Raw genomic sequence first — 15202 nt, forward strand, 5'->3', positions numbered from 1 at the left:
ATGCGCAGGAAGCCGTCATGTCCTCTGAAACGGAAAACCGGTCCGCCGCGGCCGCGGCGAGCGCCACGGGTGCCTCTTCGGCGTCCGCCGGTTCGACCGCCGGCGCGGCCCCGGCCGGCGCCGCGCCCAGCCCACCGCCGGTGGCCATCAACGGTCTGGTCGCGCCCGCGGGCGCGGCGACCAGTTCGTGGACGACGCCGGACGGCAAACCGGTCAATTCGCAGGAACTGTTCCGCGCCGGCGACGTGGCGATCAGCCGCGAGCGCACCATCGGCACCGACGGCAACGGCAACAACTACGTGACCCTGGACCAGGTGGTGCTGACCACCGGCAACGGCAACGACGACGTCCAGGCTACTCAGCGCAGCAACGGCCTATTGGACGTGACCGTCAACGGTCAGAAGTACGAAATCAACCTGGGCCAGTATCAATCGCCGCCGCCGGGACAGCCGCCGCAGGAGTTCGCGGTGCGCACCGGCGATGGCGACGACATCGTCAATGCGCCCAGCGTGTCGGTGAACATGGCGGTCAAGGCTGGCGCCGGTAACGACCGCATCACCACCGGGTCGGGCCTGGATGGCGTCGACGGCGGCGCGGGCGACGACGTGATCGCCACCGGCGCCGGTCGCGACGACGTGTTCGGTGGCAGCGGCAACGACCGCATCGACGGCGGCGCGGGCGACGACGTGCTGTACGGCGGCGATGGCCGCGACAGCCTGATCGGCGGCGACGGCAACGATTATCTGGAAGGCGGTCGCGGCGACGACACGCTCGAAGGCCGCGCCGGCAACGACATCCTGTCCGGCGGCATGGACAACGACACCCTGCGCGGCGGCGCCGGCGACGATCGCGTCTACACCGGCGCGGGCCGCGACACGGTCGACAACGCCGCCGGCCGCGACACGGTCTACGGTCAAGCCGCGACCGACACCCTCAGCGCCGCGACCGGCGCGCAGAACACGGTGGTCGAAACCGCGCCCAGGGCCGGCTGGAGCGTCAAGGTCGACGGCACGCCCGAATTCCGCCAGCGCGTGGAAGCCGACCTCGACCTGATGCGCAGCTCGCCGCAGGGCCAGCAGTTGCTCGAAGCGCTGGACAAGGCGGCGACCGAGAAGGGCAACAGCGTCACCCTCACCGAACTGCGCAACGAGCAGAACGGCTACGCCGGTTTTCGCGATCCGGCCAGCGGCCAGGTCGTCGGTTTCGATCCGGCGAAAAACTACGCCACCCCGAGTGGTCCCGGCGCGGGCACCGATGCCGAGGTCGTGTACAACCCGTCGTTCCACAACGCCGAGTTCCCGACCCCGGTGGGCGTGCTGCAGCACGAACTCTCGCATGCCTACAACGCGGTCACCGGCACCTTGCAGCCCGGCATCTACATGGGCACCGGCCTGGATGCGCCGACCCTGGACGCGAGCGGCAACGTCATCGGCGGCATCAACAATCTCGAACGCCAGGCCGTTGGCCTGCCGACCACCGCGACCTCGGGCGTCGCCAATCCCCCCTACGCCACCGAGAACGCGCTGCGCCAGGAATTCGGCCAGCCCGATCGCCTGAGCTACGCGCTGCCGTCGTTCTCGGCCTCGCCGGGTTCGGCCGCGTCGCTGCAGTCCAATCCCAGTGCGTTCGTCGATCAGATGATCGAAGCCTCGCGCTCGGGCGACCGCGAGGCGTTCAGCCGGCTGACCCAGCAGGCCGCCGGGGCCGAACCCGGCGTGCAGTTGCGCCGCGAAGCGAGCGAGACGGTGGACAAGCAGGAACGCGCGGCCGCGCCGCAGATGGCCGAACAGCCGCCGATGCAGGAACCGCACGCGGTCGTTGCACGTGGGCCGGGCCGATGAGCGAGTGCGATGTCGTGAGCCATGCCTCCTCATTCCACGTCGCGAGCGGTGAACCGCACGGCGCGCGCGCGCGGCCAACGCGCGCGCTGCTCGCCGCCGCGACCGCCGTGATCGCGGTGGGATGCGCGCACGCCAAACCACAATCTTCACCGGAGCCGAGCATGAGTTCCCCCGTGTCCACCCAGACTGTTCCGAACCCGCCGGCCCCCATCCAGACCGCCGACCTGGCCCGAACGACGGTGCGCGGCCAGGCCGCGACGGTCGAAGTCGAGATGGGCTTCGACGCCGCCACCGGTAGCGTGGACGTGCGTTATCGGCTGCATAACAACGACAAGACCAAGGCGTTGGCAGTGTTCGATCGCGGCAACCGTCATGAAGTAAGCATCGGCCGCCAGACCCTGGGCGCGATCGCGGCACCGACCTGGAAAGGCATGGGCGAGGAGGTCGAGCTGTTCCATGTGGCCGCGCCGCTGCCCAATCCCACACCGATCTCGCCGCCATCGCCGCTGGCGCTGGAAGTGGCGGCCGGCGGCGAGCTGCGCGGCGGGTTCAAGTTCGCCTTGCTCGGCGGCGCGCCCAAGCGCTTGCGCTGGTGCCTCGGGGTCTTGCCGTGGCAGGCATCGTATTTCGACTCGCCGAGTGCGACCGACGCGGGAAAGATCTGGCGCGCATCGTTCGCCGTGGCGAACGAGCAGGAAACGTTATGCACGCCGTGGTACGACGTGGCCAAGGCGGCGTTCGTATCGTAACGGCGAGCGCCGGCGCCGCGAAGTCTCTGTGGGAGGGGATTCATCCCCGACGCTTTCGGCCCCGATGCCGCGATCTGAAAGAAAAGCGTCGGGGCAATAGCCCCTCCCACAGAGACCTCGTCGCCTGCATCGGCGGCGCAAGACCGGGTTTTGTGGGAGGGGATTCATCCCCCGACGCTTTTGGCTCCGATGCCGCGATCTGAAAGAAACGCGTCGGGGCAATAGCCCCTCCCACAGAGACCTCGTCGCTAAGATTCGGCGGCTACTTCAACAACCCATCAAGCTCCGCCTCATTGAATCCGATCGTCGTCTGCGGACCGGTATCGGCGAGGATCTTCTTCGCGATCAACTCGGTGGTCGGCGCCAGCACGCTGAAGTGATCCGCGCGCGGCACCACGAAGAACTGCGCCTTCGGGTTCTTGCTGCGCTCGCGCAGCAGTTCGACCTGATCGGTGTTGGCATCGTGATCGCCTTCGAACACGAACACCGGGCCGCGGATCGAACCCAGCCAGTAACCCGGCGAGCGCAGGCGGATCTCACGTTCGTCGTCCAGCGAGACCGGCAGCATGTCCTGGCCGTAGCCCGACACATCGGCGACCGGTCCGAACGAGAACACGTCGCGAAAGCGCGGGTTGATTTGCGCCACCAGCAGCACCAGGGTGCCGCCGGTGCTGTGGCCGCCGAGATAGATGCGCTTGGGATCGACGTAATCGAGCTTGGCCAGGTGATCGGCGGCGGCGAGGATGTCCTGCACTTCGCCGTAGAAGCCTTCGCGCACGCCCGGGTTGTCGTTGCCGCCGCGCAGCGAGGGATACATCGTGACGATGCCGGCGGCGCGGAACGCGGCGGCGCTCTGGTCGTTCTCGCGCGGTTGCGGCGACCAGAAATCGCCGATGGTGTTGGAGTCGCCGCCGCTGATCCAGATGATCGCCGGATGCCTGCCCGGCGTGGCCGGTCGCGGCGTCAGGTAGGCGGCGAGTTTGCCGGCCGGCGCGTCGTAGTGGATGAGGTCGAGCACGCCGGATGGCGGCGCCGGTGGCGTTTCGCCGCCGCTGCTGTGGGTGATCAGCTTGGTCGCGACACCGGTGCGGGCTTCGGCCAGGGTCTTGCCGGCCGCATCCGCGCTCGCGGCGGCTTGAGCGGCGTCGCCGGCCGGTCTTGAGCAGGCCGCGCAGGTCAGGGCGAGCGTCAACAGTGCGAGGTGTCTGCAACGGATCATGGTGAGGTCTTCCCTGAGCGGTCTGCGATGACGCTCAGCGTACCCGCTTGGCCCGCGCGCTGCGCGCGCGTCGGGTCTTCGCGCGGGTGCGAGGCCGGCCGTCATGCGCGTGGATACGGGTTTCGCTTCACTTCGACGCAGCCCATTCCGGCGACCTGTGCGCTTCGCCTTGGCCGCTTCGGCGCGTTCGCATGCGGCCCAAGTTCTTCTTCGCCGCGACTCGGCACCCGCGCTCCAAGAAAAAGACGGCGCAGCAAACGAAGATGCGCAAGGCGAAGACTCGAAAAACGAAGACAAAAAAACGGCGGCCGAAGCCGCCGTTTTCATCTTCGCGATCGTGTTTCGAACGTAGCGGCGGCAGCGTCGCCGCCGGCGCGCTTACTCGACCGACACTTCCACCCGCCGCGCTTCCTCGGGCTTGCCACCGCCTTCGGTCACCGCCGGCTTGTCCAGCACGATGCGGTCGGCCGCGATGCCCTGCGACTCGAGCCACGATTGCACCGCCTGCGCGCGCTTCTTCGCCAGTTCGGCGTTGGTCGCGGCGCTGCCGGTTTCGTCGTGGAAGCCGGAGATGCGCGCCTTGGCATTGGCGTCGTCCTTGAGCGCGGCGACCACGCCGGCCAGATCGGCCGATGCGTTGGCCGGCGGCGTCGACGAGCCGACATCGAAGTAGAGCTTGGCGTTGCGCTGCGCCGCGGCCGGCGCGCCGCCGCCGCCTTCGCTGCCGTCGGCCACGCTCGCACCGGCCTGAGTATCCGCGGGCTGATCGGCCATCGAGGCCGCAGCGGTGCCGTCCGCGGCCGGCGCGGTCATGGCCATGCTCGTATCGTTCGCGCCGTGCGCCGCGGCCGCCGCCGATTCGCTGGTCGCCGACACCGGCAACAACGGCACCAGCAACAAGGCGACGATGTTGATGATCTTGATCAACGGATTGATCGCCGGACCGGCCGTGTCCTTGTACGGATCGCCGACCGTGTCGCCGGTGACCGCGGCCTTGTGCGCCTCCGAGCCCTTGCCGCCGTGGTGGCCGTCCTCGATGTACTTCTTGGCGTTGTCCCAGGCGCCGCCGCCGGTGGTCATCGAGATCGCGACGAAGATGCCGGTGACGATGGTGCCGATCAACAGACCGCCCAGCGCCTTCGGCCCGAGCAGCAGGCCGACCACCACCGGTACCGCGACCGGCAGCAGCGAGGGCACGATCATTTCCTTGATCGCCGACTTGGTCAGCATGTCCACGGCTTTGTCGTACTGCGGCTTGCCGGTGCCGTCCATGATCCCGGGGATGTCGCGGAACTGACGGCGCACTTCCTCGACCACCGCGCCGGCGGCGCGGCCGACCGCTTCCATCGCCATCGCGCCGAACAGATACGGAATCAAGCCGCCGATCAACAGGCCGATGATGACCATGTGGTCGGACAGATCGAAGTTGAACACCACGCCCGGATGCGCGGCCTGCAGGTTATGCGTGTAATCGGCGAACAGCACCAGCGCGGCCAGCGCGGCCGAACCGATCGCGTAGCCCTTGGTCACCGCCTTGGTGGTGTTGCCGACCGCGTCGAGCGGATCGGTGATCGCGCGGATTTCCGGCGGCAGTTCGGCCATCTCGGCGATGCCGCCGGCGTTGTCGGTGATCGGGCCGTAGGCGTCCAGCGCCACGATCATGCCGGCCATCGACAGCATCGAGGTCGCGGCGATAGCGATGCCGTACAGGCCGGCGAGGTAATGCGAACCCCAGATCGCGATGCACACCGCGATCACCGGCAGCGCGGTCGATTTCATCGACACGCCCAGGCCGGCGATGATGTTGGTGCCGTGACCGGTGGTCGAGGCCTGCGCAACATGCTTGACGGGTGCGTATTGAGTACCGGTGTAGTACTCGGTGATCCACACGATCGCGCCGGTGAGGATCAGGCCGATCAGCGCGCAGCCGTACACGTTCAACGCACCGAAGCTGGCGTCGCGCATCAGTTGCGTGGTGATCGGGTAGAACGCGATCGCGGCGAGCACCGCCGAGACGATCACGCCCTTGTACAGCGCGCCCATGATCGAGCCGCCTTCCTTCACCTTGACGAAGAACGCGCCGATGATCGAGGCGATGATCGACACGCCGCCGAGTACCAGCGGATACAGCACGCCGTTGGCGCCGACTTCGCTGGCCATCAGGCCGCCGAGCAGCATCGTCGCGATCACCGTGACCGCGTAGGTTTCGAACAGGTCGGCGGCCATGCCGGCGCAGTCGCCGACGTTGTCGCCGACGTTGTCGGCGATCACCGCCGGGTTGCGCGGGTCGTCCTCGGGAATGCCGGCTTCGACCTTGCCGACCAGGTCGGCGCCGACGTCGGCGCCCTTGGTGAAGATGCCGCCGCCCAGGCGGGCGAAGATCGAGATCAGCGAGGAACCGAACGCCAGGCCGACCAGCGCATGCAGCGAAGCTTCGCCGCTGATGCCGAACTTGCCGAGCGCCATCCAGTAACCGGCCACGCCGAGCAGGCCCAGGCCCACCACCAGCATGCCGGTGATCGCGCCGCCGCGGAACGCGACGTCCATCGCCGCGCCGATGCCCTTGCGCGCGGCTTCGGCGGTGCGCACGTTGGCGCGCACCGACACGTTCATGCCGATGTAACCGGCCGCGCCCGACAGCACCGCGCCGATCAGGAAACCGATCGCCGCGGGCCACTTGAGGAAGATGCCGATCAGTACGAACAACACCGCGCCGGCGATAGCGATGGTGGTGTATTGACGATTGAGATAGGCGCGTGCGCCTTCCTGGATCGCGCCGGCGATCTCCTGCATGCGTGCGTTGCCGGCGGGTTGAGCGCTGATCCAGCGCGCGGACACGATGCCATACAGGATCGCGATGACGGCGCAGCCAAGCGCCATGATCAAACCGTACTTCTCCAGCATGAACCCCTCCCCAAGGTAGAAAGTGGACATCACAGGACAACGGATCGAGTTGTAATTCGCGAGTCGCTCGTTGGCCGATGTGCCGCGGAATCGCGTCTGCGCGCTGCGTTGTGTTGCATTGCAGCGACGCCGTGGTGCGAGCACGGCGATGCGGCGACTATGGCATAGGCGCCGGGCCGGCGTCAGCGGGCGCGGCCGGGCTGCGACGCGCGTCCGCGTGCCACGTCCGGGCTTGCGACCCAAGTCACGGATCGTGTGCGGCGGGTTTCAGGGTCGATACGTTTCGGGTGGCGTGGACAATCGGTGCCGCGAGGGCGGCGACGCGGCTGAATACGCGGCGTGCACCGACGACGCAGTCGATCAGCTCCGATAACGGACCTGAGCAGGCGACGCTGTTCAAGCAGGCCCGGGCAAGCCGCAAGGTCTGTTGTGGGAGGGGCTTCAGCCCCGACGCCTTTCTTTCAGGTCGCGGCATCGGAGCCGAAAGCGTCGGGGCTGAAGCCCCTCCCACAAAAGACCTCGTGGTTCTGCGCTTGTTTTGTGGCCGATATGCGGGTCGCCGCGCGGGAAGCGGTTGAAACCGATCCTGAGCCGCCGATGCGAGCGCCGATGCAAGCGGCGAGGTTTGTTGGAGGTCTTTTGTGGGAGAGGCTTCAGCCCCGACGCCTTTCTTTCAGATCGCGGCATCGGAGCCGAGAGCGTCGGGGCTGGAGCCCCTCCCACAAAAGACTTCGTGCTTCCGCGCGGTTCTCATGCCGGTACATGCGACGGCCCTGCCCGGGTGAAGTCATGGTTCAGCCGATGCGTGCGAGTCTGCTCCGGCCTTGTAGTCAGGAGCCGACGATGCGAAGCCTCCCCCTCTTGGCCTGCGCCTTGTTCGCGCTGGCCCCCATGCTCGCCGCGGCGGCCGCCGCCGATCCGGTCCCGGAGATCAAACGCGATGCCGCGATCGCCGCCCAGCCGGTCGGCAGCGTGCATACGCTGCGGCAGATTCCCGAAGCCTGCGCGCGCATCGAAGGCCAGTTCACCGGTCAGGCCGAACCGCCGTACAAATTCGCGGTCGTGCGCACCAGTCCGAACTGCCAGCCGCGCGCGCGCTTCGTCGATGCGGCCAAGGCCAAGCCGTCCGAGGCGGCCGGCTGGAAATTCAACGACCTGATCCGGGTGCCCAGCGCGGCCTGTCCGCAACAGCAGGCGGTGGTGCGGATCTGGCGCAAGCCGGCCGCGGCCGCGGTGCCGCCGAGCCTGGACGCGCAGGGCAAGTCGCGGCTGTACCTGCAGGACGAAAAGGAAAAGGCCGCGGCCAACAAGCTGGCGGCGATCCCGATGTTCGCCGCGGCGATGTCGGTCGAGGGCAAGCCCTGCGGCGGTTGAGCCGCAGGGGGCGATCGATCCGCATCCGTGCCGGACGACGAATCCGCCGGATAACGAAAAAGGGCCGCGATGCGGCCCTTTTTCTTGTCTCGCTCGCGGCGAGCTGCGCGGCGATTACTTGGCCGCGCGGCAATCCTTGAGGATCACCAGGCGCTCGGCGTCTTCGTAGTAGTCGAAGGTGCCGGTGAGGTTGATGCGGTCGTTGGTCCGCAGCGACAGCGCATAGCCCTTCTGGTCGGAAGCCAGCTTGCACATCACCCGGGTCTGGTAGAGCAGGGTGCGGCTCTGGGTCAGGCCGGGGATCAGCGATGGGTTCATGTCGTAGAACACGCGCAGGATGCCGCCTTCGGTGGTCACGCCCTTGTTCACGCCCTTGAGCGTGTAGACGCGGCCCTTGTAACGGGTGTCGACGACGGCGACGTTTTCCTTGGCCTGCTGCTCGACCTCGGTGGCCAGCGCGGTGGCCGCCATCGCGATCGGCTTGGCCGCCGCGGCCGCGGCGCGCGCCGGCGCGGTCTTGCCCGGCTTGAGCTGGGTCAGCATGCCGCACATGGCCTTCTTGATCTCGCCGGCGTTGCCGAACGAGCCCTTGCGGGTCTTGAGCACCATGCTGACTTCGCCGTCGGAGGTCGCGCTGATGCTGATCGGCAGCGGACGATGCACGGCGCTGGCCGGTTCCTCGACCAGCAGCGAACCGCCCTGCAGGTCCTCGTCGAGGATCTGCATGCTGTTGCCGATGGCGATGTTGCGCATCTGGCCGATCGCGCTGGCGGTGCTCAGGCCGGCGATCTTCACCGAGGTGGAGTACTCGCCGCCGGTGATGGGATTGCCCTTCTTGGTGAAGTTGTCGTCGCATTGGTCGGCGAAGGCCGACAGCGACGGAACGAGCAGCAGCAGCGGTAAGAACTTGCCTTTCATCGAGCACTCCCTGAAATGATGAAACTGTGCGTCCGTGCGCCCCTGTGTCGCATGAACGCTTGCGGCGGCAGATTGCCGCAATCTCAGTGGCTATTCAATGTGTAGACGATGACCGCGCGCGCGCAGCGGCGCGATTACCGGACGCAGCGCACAGTGTGACGGGGTGCTCGGCCTGGGCGGTCAGGCGCGGATGTGCCCGCGGCAGGCGCGAGCCGTCATGCGTCGGCCGCCGCGCCGGCTCCGCGGCTTGGCCGAATCGGTCGTGTTCGATCCGCTGCGCTGGGTTGGATTCAGCAGTCGGGGTCTTGATCGTAGCGGCGCTGCATTTCGTCGGGCTCGATTTTTTCGATGCTGTGGCCGATGTTCCAGCGATGGCCGAACGGGTCGATCACCGTGCCCGAGCGTTCGCCGTAGAAATGATCGCGCGGCGCCATCGCCAGCTGCGCGCCGGCGGCGACCGCGCGCGCGACCACGTCGTCGGCGTCGTCGACATGCAGGTGCAGGGTGTGGCTGTGGCCGCGCGCGGGTTCGGGGCGGCGGATGTCGACCTCGGGAAATTCCTCGCACAGCATCAAGGTGGTGCCGCCCAGGTCGAGTTCGACGTGGCCGATGCGGCCGCCGGGCTCGACCAGGCGGAATTTTTCGCTGGCGTCGAAGACCTTGCAGTAGAACGCGACCGCGGCCTGAGCGTCGGCGACGCACAGGTAGGAGAACAGTTCGTGGACGGCCATGGCGGGGCTCCGGGAGAAGGTGATCGCGAGTCTGCGCCGGCGGTGGGGCGCTGGATTGGATGGAATTTACCTGGAGCGGTGCGACGGCGTGGGCGCTTGCGCTGGCCTGTCTGCCCGAGCCGGTCCGAGGTCGTTTGTGGGAGGGGCTTCAACCCCGAAGCTTTTCGATCCGGCACCGCGATCTGAAAGAAAAGCATCGGGGCTGAAGCCCCTCCCACAAAAAACTTCGGGGCATTCTGAAGGGCTTGAAGGTTTGAGATCGGGATCGGGCCTCTGTCTATGCCTCTGCTCAGACATCCATCCCTGCTTTGGTTACACACTTCGCTGTCTGATCTCGCTGCTTGATCGCGCGGATACAACCAGACCCGGTATCGCGCCCTCAGCGCATCTCGCTCAACCCACCGGCAGATGATGCGCACTCGCCGCATCGGCCGCCACATAGTCGCGCGGGCTCACGCCGGTGAACTCGCGGAACTCGCGGATCAAATGCGATTGATCGAAATACCCCGCATCCAGCGCCAGTTGCGCCCAGCCCGGCCGCGGCGTCGCCGACAACGCCGTCAGCAGGCGCTTGAAACGCAGCACCCGCGCATAACGCTTGGGCGCCAGGCCGGCGGCCTCGCGAAAGCGGGCGATGAAGTGTCGGTGGCTGCGGCCGCTGCCGTGCGCGAGTGCGGCGATGCCGTCGGCGCCGATCGGTTCGCGCTGCAATCGCTGCAGGGCGTCGGCGATCTGCGGATCGAGCCCGTGCAGCGGCCGCAGGCGCGCGCGCAGGAAGCGTTCGAACACGGCGCGTCGTCGCCGCGGATCGGCCGTCGCGCTCAGGCGTTCGTACAACGCATCGGCCTGCGCGCCGCACAGGTCGCGCAGATCGGTATGCGCGCCTTCCAGCTCGGCCGCGGACACGCCGAACAACGCCAGCGCGGCGCCCGGCCGTAGCACCGCGCCAACCGAAGCGGCCGGCAACGAAGTGTCCTTGATGCAATACGAAGCCCGCACCCCGCCCACCACCGCAGGCGAATACACCCGCCCGACCCGATCGGCCGCATCCGCATACAACCGCAGCGGCGGCCCATCGAGCCGGATCGCCAGATGCATCGCGCCGCTGGGAAGCGAGTGCTCGCGCGCATGCGCGGGCGCCGCGGCCGGACGCGCGCTGACCCAGACCTGTTCGATCCAGGGGCGCAGTTCCGGCAGCAGCGACACGTCGGCGGACATGGCCCGGGCTCAGCCCTCGAACGGCGGCAGCTTGGGCTTGATCGCGACGTTCTTGAGCGCGACGTACTTCGGCAGGCCGTCGCGCCCGTACGGCGGCGGCGCCTCGCCGCGGATCAGCGGCTCCAGGTAGCGCCGCGCGGCGGCGGTGATGCCGTAGCCGTCCTTGCGCAGGAACCCGGCTGGCATCTTCTTCTCGTGATTGGCCACCTTGTCCAGCGGCGCGGCCTCGATCTTCCAGCGATACGGCGAATCGGAGGTGCGCACGATCACCGGCATCACCGAGTTCATGCCCTTGAGCGCGTACTCGACCGCGGCCTTGCCGACCGCACGGGCCTGTTCGACGTCGGTCTTGGAGGCGACATGCCGGGCCGAGCGCTGCAGATAATCCGGCAGCGCCCAGTGCACCTTGTAGCCCAGCGCGTCCTTGACCCGCCCGGCCAGGTGCGAGGCGACCCCGCCGAGCTGGGTGTGGCCGAACGAATCCTTGCCGCCGCCGGCATCGGCGACGAAGCGGCCGTCGGCGGTCTGGATGCCTTCGCTGGCGACCACCACGCAATAGCCCACGCGTTCGACCGTGGCTTTGACCTTGGCGAAGAAATCGGCTTCGTTGTAGGGGCGCTCGGGGAACAGGATCAGGTGCGGCGCGGCGTCCGCGCCGTCGCCGGCCAGACCGGCCGCGGCCGCGAGCCAGCCGGCGTGGCGGCCCATCGCCTCGTAGACGAACACCTTGGTCGAGGTCTCGGCCATCGCCGCCACGTCCAGCGCGGCCTCGCGCACCGACACCGCGGTGTACTTGGCGGCCGAGCCGAAGCCGGGGCAGCAGTCGGTCACCGCCAGGTCGTTGTCGACCGTCTTGGGCACGCCGATGCAGGTCAGCGGATAGCCGAATTCGGCCGCCAGGCGCGAGACCTTGAGCGCGGTGTCGGCCGAGTCGTTGCCGCCGTTGTAGAGGAACCAGCGCACGTCGTGGGCCTTGAGCACGGCCAGCAGGCGCTCGTAGCGGGCGCGGTCGGCGTCCAGCGACTTCAGCTTGACCCGGCACGAGCCGAACGCGCCGCCGGGGGTATGGCCCAGGGCCGCGATCGCCGCGGCCGACTCCCTGGAGGTGTCGATCAGTTCCTCGCGCAGCGCGCCGAGGATGCCGTTGCGGGCCGCCAGCACCTTGATCCCGCGCGCCCGCGCGGTCTCGATCACCGCCGAGGCGGTGGCGTTGATGACGGCGGTCACACCGCCCGATTGCGCGTACAGCAGGTTTCCAGCGGGTTTTGCGGAGGACTTCGCGGTCGGCATGGGGATTCCAGGATTTGCGCCGGTTTGCGGTAAGCTGACCGCAATATTCCCCGGCGGGTGAATGGCGGCTGTGAGTGTAGCGCCGCCCCGCGGACGGGCCAGCGACGAGGTCGGCGATCGCCGATCTGGGGCGCGGTCCGGCGGGCCGCCCCGGCGCAGTGCGCGCGGGTGCGACGGTTTCATGTTGTCTCAGGAGCGATGTTGATGCGATTGGTACTACTGGGCGCGCCCGGTTCCGGCAAGGGCACGCAAGCCACGCGGCTCAAGGAGCATCTGCAGGTGCCGCATATTTCCACCGGCGATCTGTTGCGCGCCGAAGTGGCCGCCGGCAGCAAGCTGGGCCTGGAAGCCAAGGCGGTGATGGACGCCGGCAATCTGGTCAGCGACGAAATCCTGCTGGGCATGCTCGAGGACCGCTTCTCGCGTCCCGACACCGCCGGCGGTTTCATCCTCGACGGCTACCCGCGCAACCTGGCCCAGGCCGATGCGATGGACGCGCTGCTCAAGAAGATCGGCCAGCCGATGGACTTCGCCGTGCAGCTGGAAGTGCCGATCGAGCTGCTGGTCGAGCGCATCGCCGGCCGCGCCGCCGAGCAGGGCCGCAAGGACGACAGTCCCGAAGCCGTGCGCACCCGTCTGAAGGTCTACGACGACGTCACCGCGCCGGTCATCGAGTATTACCGCCAGCACGGCCGCCTGACCGTGGTCGACGGCGTGGGTTCGCTGGACGAAGTGTTCACCCGCATCATCGAGGCGCTGGAGCCGGCGCCGACGGTGGGTTGAGTCGCCCGATCCATCCTCGGTGCGCGCCTCTTCCCTCATCGCCTGGGCGCTGATTTTGTCCGCATGCAGCGGGCTGGTCGGCGCCCAGCAACGTTCGAGCTACGACAATCCCGGCGAAGTCCGCGGCGCGGCCGCACGGCTGCCCGCGCTTAAACAGCTCGTGGTCCATGAGGTCCTGGATTACTGCGCCGCGCTGGCACCGGCGCGAGCCGACACGATGAAGGCCTCGATCCGGAAATGGCACGAACGTAATCGCGCGCTGGTCAGGGCGGGCGACAAGGTGCGCGCGCAGATCGAGGCCGAGGTCCGCGGATCGGCCGAAGCGAGCGCGGTCGCGGCGATGTTCGCGAGCGAGCCGGCGCTCAACCAGCAGGTGGCCCGGGTTTTGCTGGACAAGATCGCGGCGTTGCCCGACGAGGACAGCAAACGCGCCATGTGCCTGAACATATCCGTCGCGACCGATAACGGCCAATTCGACATCGCCAGCGACGACCCCGACGTGGTTGCCTTGCTGCGCAGCAATCAAGACTGATTCAGCGGCCCGCCGCTGCATTCCATTCTCCGACCCTCAGACCTTCGCCTCAGATGAAACTTCATATCCTCGGCATCGCCGGCACCTTCATGGGCGGCGTCGCCGCGCTCGCTCGCGAACTCGGGCATGAGGTCGAAGGCAGCGACCAGGCGGTGTACCCGCCGATGTCGACCCAGCTCGAACAGCTCGGCATCGCGCTGCAGCAGGGCTACAAGCCCGAACACATTTCCGCCGATTGCGATCAGATCGTGGTCGGCAACGCGCTCTCGCGCGGCAACGCCGCGGTCGAGCAGGTGCTCGACGACGGGCGCAAGTACACCTCCGGCGCGCAGTGGCTGTCCGAACAGGTGCTGCCCGGGCGCGACACGCTCGCGGTCGCCGGCACCCACGGCAAGACCACGACCACTTCGATCCTGACCTGGCTGCTGCAGGCTGCCGGCCGCGAGCCCGGCTTCCTGATCGGCGGGGTGGCCGAGGATTTCGGCGTGTCCGCGCGCATCGGCGGCGGCCGCGAGTTCGTTGTCGAGGCCGACGAATACGACACCGCGTTCTTCGACAAGCGCAGCAAGTTCGTCCACTACCGGCCGTTGGTGGCGATCCTCAATAACCTGGAATACGACCACGCCGATATCTTCCCCGACGTGGCCGCGATCCAGCGCCAGTTCCACCATCTGGTGCGGACCGTGCCGCGCCGCGGCCGCCTGATCGTCAACGGCGAAGACGAGCGCCTGAGCGAAGTATTGGCGATGGGCTGCTGGACACCGGTCGAACGTTTCGGCCTGGAAGGCAAGGCCGGTTACGAATGGACCGCGCGGCTGCTGGCCGACGACGGCAGCGCGTTCGTGGTGATCCATCGCGGCCGCGACATCGGCGAAGTGCGCTGGCCCTTGCTCGGTCGCCACAACGTCATGAACGCCTTGGCGGCGCTCGCCGCGGCCAACGCGGTCGGGGTCGAGGTCGCTTCGGTGTTGCCGGCGCTGGCCGGATTCCGCAGCGTCAAGCGCCGGCTCGAAGTGATCGGCGAGGCCGGCGGGATCACCGTGTACGATGACTTCGCCCATCACCCGACCGCGATTGCGACCACGCTCGCCGGCTTGCGCGCGCGCGTGGGCGACGCGCGGATCGTGGTGGCGATGGAGCCGCGCAGCAATTCGATGCGGCTGGGCGCGCATTCCGATGCGCTCGCGCCGTCGCTCGACGGCGCCGACGTCGTCGTGTTCCTGCATCGGCCGGAACTGGCCTGGGATGCGGGCAAGGTTCTCGCCGGTCTGCGCGGCGAAGGCGTGACCGTGGCCGACGCCGATGGCTTGATCGCCGCGTTGCGCGAACGCGTGCGCGCCGGCGACCACGTCGTGTTCATGTCCAACGGCGGCTTCGATGGGGCGCCGCGGCGATTTTTTGCGGAAATCGGGATTGGGGATTCGTGATTCGGGATTGGTGAAGGCGGGATTTGCTTCGGCTTGGGTGAAGCGTTGAAGCGTGGGTCGATGCGTCGACAGCGATGATGCGATCGCGGCCGCGTTTTACCGGCGCCAGGTGCGCCGATGCGTCGCGCCGTCATGCTTCCGGCGCGAGCCGCCATGCGTTTCGACCGCGTGGATGAACCGCTCGAAACGCCGCCCTGGGGCCGGGTACACTGCGGC

At 68.0% G+C, this 15202-nt stretch carries 13 protein-coding genes and 1 pseudogene; 7 read left to right on the forward strand and 7 right to left on the reverse strand.

Features of this window, described 5'->3' with window-relative positions:
* Positions 1 to 17: 17 nt before the first annotated feature.
* Together KME82_RS26795 and KME82_RS04340 are read left to right on the forward strand one after the other, a co-directional pair.
* Complete coding sequence (locus tag KME82_RS26795; protein WP_215497435.1) at positions 18 to 1841, forward strand: M91 family zinc metallopeptidase; 1824 nt, start codon at positions 18 to 20, stop codon at positions 1839 to 1841.
* A 161-nt stretch (positions 1842 to 2002) separates the two neighbouring features.
* Complete coding sequence (locus KME82_RS04340) at positions 2003 to 2590, forward strand: hypothetical protein (RefSeq protein WP_215497436.1); 588 nt, start codon at positions 2003 to 2005, stop codon at positions 2588 to 2590.
* A gap of 262 nt (positions 2591 to 2852) precedes the next feature.
* Here the strand turns inward: KME82_RS04340 and KME82_RS04345 are convergent, their stop codons facing one another.
* Positions 2853 to 3809, reverse strand: a complete 957-nt coding sequence (locus KME82_RS04345) for an alpha/beta hydrolase family protein (RefSeq protein ID WP_215497437.1) — start codon at positions 3807 to 3809, stop codon at positions 2853 to 2855.
* A 103-nt stretch (positions 3810 to 3912) separates the two neighbouring features.
* Between KME82_RS04345 and KME82_RS04350 the strand changes: the two genes are divergently transcribed.
* Positions 3913 to 4161 (forward strand): hypothetical protein, encoded by a 249-nt coding sequence (locus KME82_RS04350; protein ID WP_215497438.1) that lies wholly within the window; start codon positions 3913 to 3915, stop codon positions 4159 to 4161.
* A 26-nt stretch (positions 4162 to 4187) separates the two neighbouring features.
* Here the strand turns inward: KME82_RS04350 and KME82_RS26520 are convergent, their stop codons facing one another.
* Both KME82_RS26520 and KME82_RS04355 read right to left on the reverse strand, forming a co-directional pair.
* Positions 4188 to 4628, reverse strand: coding sequence for an OmpA family protein (locus KME82_RS26520; protein ID WP_345777987.1), 441 nt, complete (start codon positions 4626 to 4628; stop codon positions 4188 to 4190).
* A 60-nt stretch (positions 4629 to 4688) separates the two neighbouring features.
* A pseudogene (locus tag KME82_RS04355) lies at positions 4689 to 6713 on the reverse strand (sodium-translocating pyrophosphatase); the annotation flags it as partial.
* An 843-nt stretch (positions 6714 to 7556) separates the two neighbouring features.
* Between KME82_RS04355 and KME82_RS04360 the strand changes: the two are divergent.
* Positions 7557 to 8087, forward strand: coding sequence for a hypothetical protein (locus tag KME82_RS04360; protein WP_215497440.1), 531 nt, complete (start codon positions 7557 to 7559; stop codon positions 8085 to 8087).
* Between the two features lie 114 nt (positions 8088 to 8201).
* On the opposite strand, the gene KME82_RS04365 is transcribed toward KME82_RS04360, so the two are convergent.
* From KME82_RS04365 to KME82_RS04380, 4 genes are all read right to left on the reverse strand, one after another.
* The gene (locus KME82_RS04365; RefSeq protein ID WP_215497441.1) at positions 8202 to 9005 is read right to left on the reverse strand and encodes a hypothetical protein; all 804 of its coding nucleotides are present in this window, start codon (positions 9003 to 9005) and stop codon (positions 8202 to 8204) included.
* 290 nt (positions 9006 to 9295) lie between these two features.
* The gene (locus tag KME82_RS04370) at positions 9296 to 9736 is read right to left on the reverse strand and encodes a VOC family protein (protein WP_215497442.1); all 441 of its coding nucleotides are present in this window, start codon (positions 9734 to 9736) and stop codon (positions 9296 to 9298) included.
* 393 nt (positions 9737 to 10129) lie between these two features.
* The gene (locus KME82_RS04375; protein WP_215497443.1) at positions 10130 to 10954 is read right to left on the reverse strand and encodes a helix-turn-helix domain-containing protein; all 825 of its coding nucleotides are present in this window, start codon (positions 10952 to 10954) and stop codon (positions 10130 to 10132) included.
* A gap of 9 nt (positions 10955 to 10963) precedes the next feature.
* Positions 10964 to 12244, reverse strand: a complete 1281-nt coding sequence (locus tag KME82_RS04380; protein WP_215497444.1) for a 6-phosphofructokinase — start codon at positions 12242 to 12244, stop codon at positions 10964 to 10966.
* A gap of 204 nt (positions 12245 to 12448) precedes the next feature.
* On the opposite strand from KME82_RS04380, the gene KME82_RS04385 reads away from it, so the two are divergent.
* The 3 genes from KME82_RS04385 to mpl are packed head-to-tail and all read left to right on the forward strand — an operon-like array spanning position 12449 to position 14986.
* Positions 12449 to 13027, forward strand: a complete 579-nt coding sequence (locus KME82_RS04385) for an adenylate kinase (protein ID WP_215497445.1) — start codon at positions 12449 to 12451, stop codon at positions 13025 to 13027.
* 19 nt (positions 13028 to 13046) lie between these two features.
* Entirely contained in the window at positions 13047 to 13559 is a 513-nt protein-coding gene (locus tag KME82_RS04390) for a hypothetical protein (RefSeq protein WP_215497446.1), read from the forward strand.
* Between the two features lie 53 nt (positions 13560 to 13612).
* Complete coding sequence (gene mpl, locus KME82_RS04395; protein ID WP_215497447.1) at positions 13613 to 14986, forward strand: UDP-N-acetylmuramate:L-alanyl-gamma-D-glutamyl-meso-diaminopimelate ligase; 1374 nt, start codon at positions 13613 to 13615, stop codon at positions 14984 to 14986.
* Positions 14987 to 15202: the final 216 nt, after the last annotated feature.

Origin of the sequence: Lysobacter capsici, from assembly GCF_018732085.1 — a bacterium.
Lineage (GTDB): Bacteria > Pseudomonadota > Gammaproteobacteria > Xanthomonadales > Xanthomonadaceae > Lysobacter > Lysobacter capsici_A.

Coding starts and splice junctions, on each gene's coding strand:
- KME82_RS26795 (WP_215497435.1), top strand. CDS start 18: ATGTCCTCTGAAACGGAAAACCGGTCCGCCGCGGCCGCGGCGAGCGCC.
- KME82_RS04340 (WP_215497436.1), top strand. CDS start 2,003: ATGAGTTCCCCCGTGTCCACCCAGACTGTTCCGAACCCGCCGGCCCCC.
- KME82_RS04345 (WP_215497437.1), bottom strand. CDS start 3,809: ATGATCCGTTGCAGACACCTCGCACTGTTGACGCTCGCCCTGACCTGC.
- KME82_RS04350 (WP_215497438.1), top strand. CDS start 3,913: ATGCGCGTGGATACGGGTTTCGCTTCACTTCGACGCAGCCCATTCCGG.
- KME82_RS26520 (WP_345777987.1), bottom strand. CDS start 4,628: ATGGCCATGACCGCGCCGGCCGCGGACGGCACCGCTGCGGCCTCGATG.
- KME82_RS04360 (WP_215497440.1), top strand. CDS start 7,557: ATGCGAAGCCTCCCCCTCTTGGCCTGCGCCTTGTTCGCGCTGGCCCCC.
- KME82_RS04365 (WP_215497441.1), bottom strand. CDS start 9,005: ATGAAAGGCAAGTTCTTACCGCTGCTGCTGCTCGTTCCGTCGCTGTCG.
- KME82_RS04370 (WP_215497442.1), bottom strand. CDS start 9,736: ATGGCCGTCCACGAACTGTTCTCCTACCTGTGCGTCGCCGACGCTCAG.
- KME82_RS04375 (WP_215497443.1), bottom strand. CDS start 10,954: ATGTCCGCCGACGTGTCGCTGCTGCCGGAACTGCGCCCCTGGATCGAA.
- KME82_RS04380 (WP_215497444.1), bottom strand. CDS start 12,244: ATGCCGACCGCGAAGTCCTCCGCAAAACCCGCTGGAAACCTGCTGTAC.
- KME82_RS04385 (WP_215497445.1), top strand. CDS start 12,449: ATGCGATTGGTACTACTGGGCGCGCCCGGTTCCGGCAAGGGCACGCAA.
- mpl (WP_215497447.1), top strand. CDS start 13,613: ATGAAACTTCATATCCTCGGCATCGCCGGCACCTTCATGGGCGGCGTC.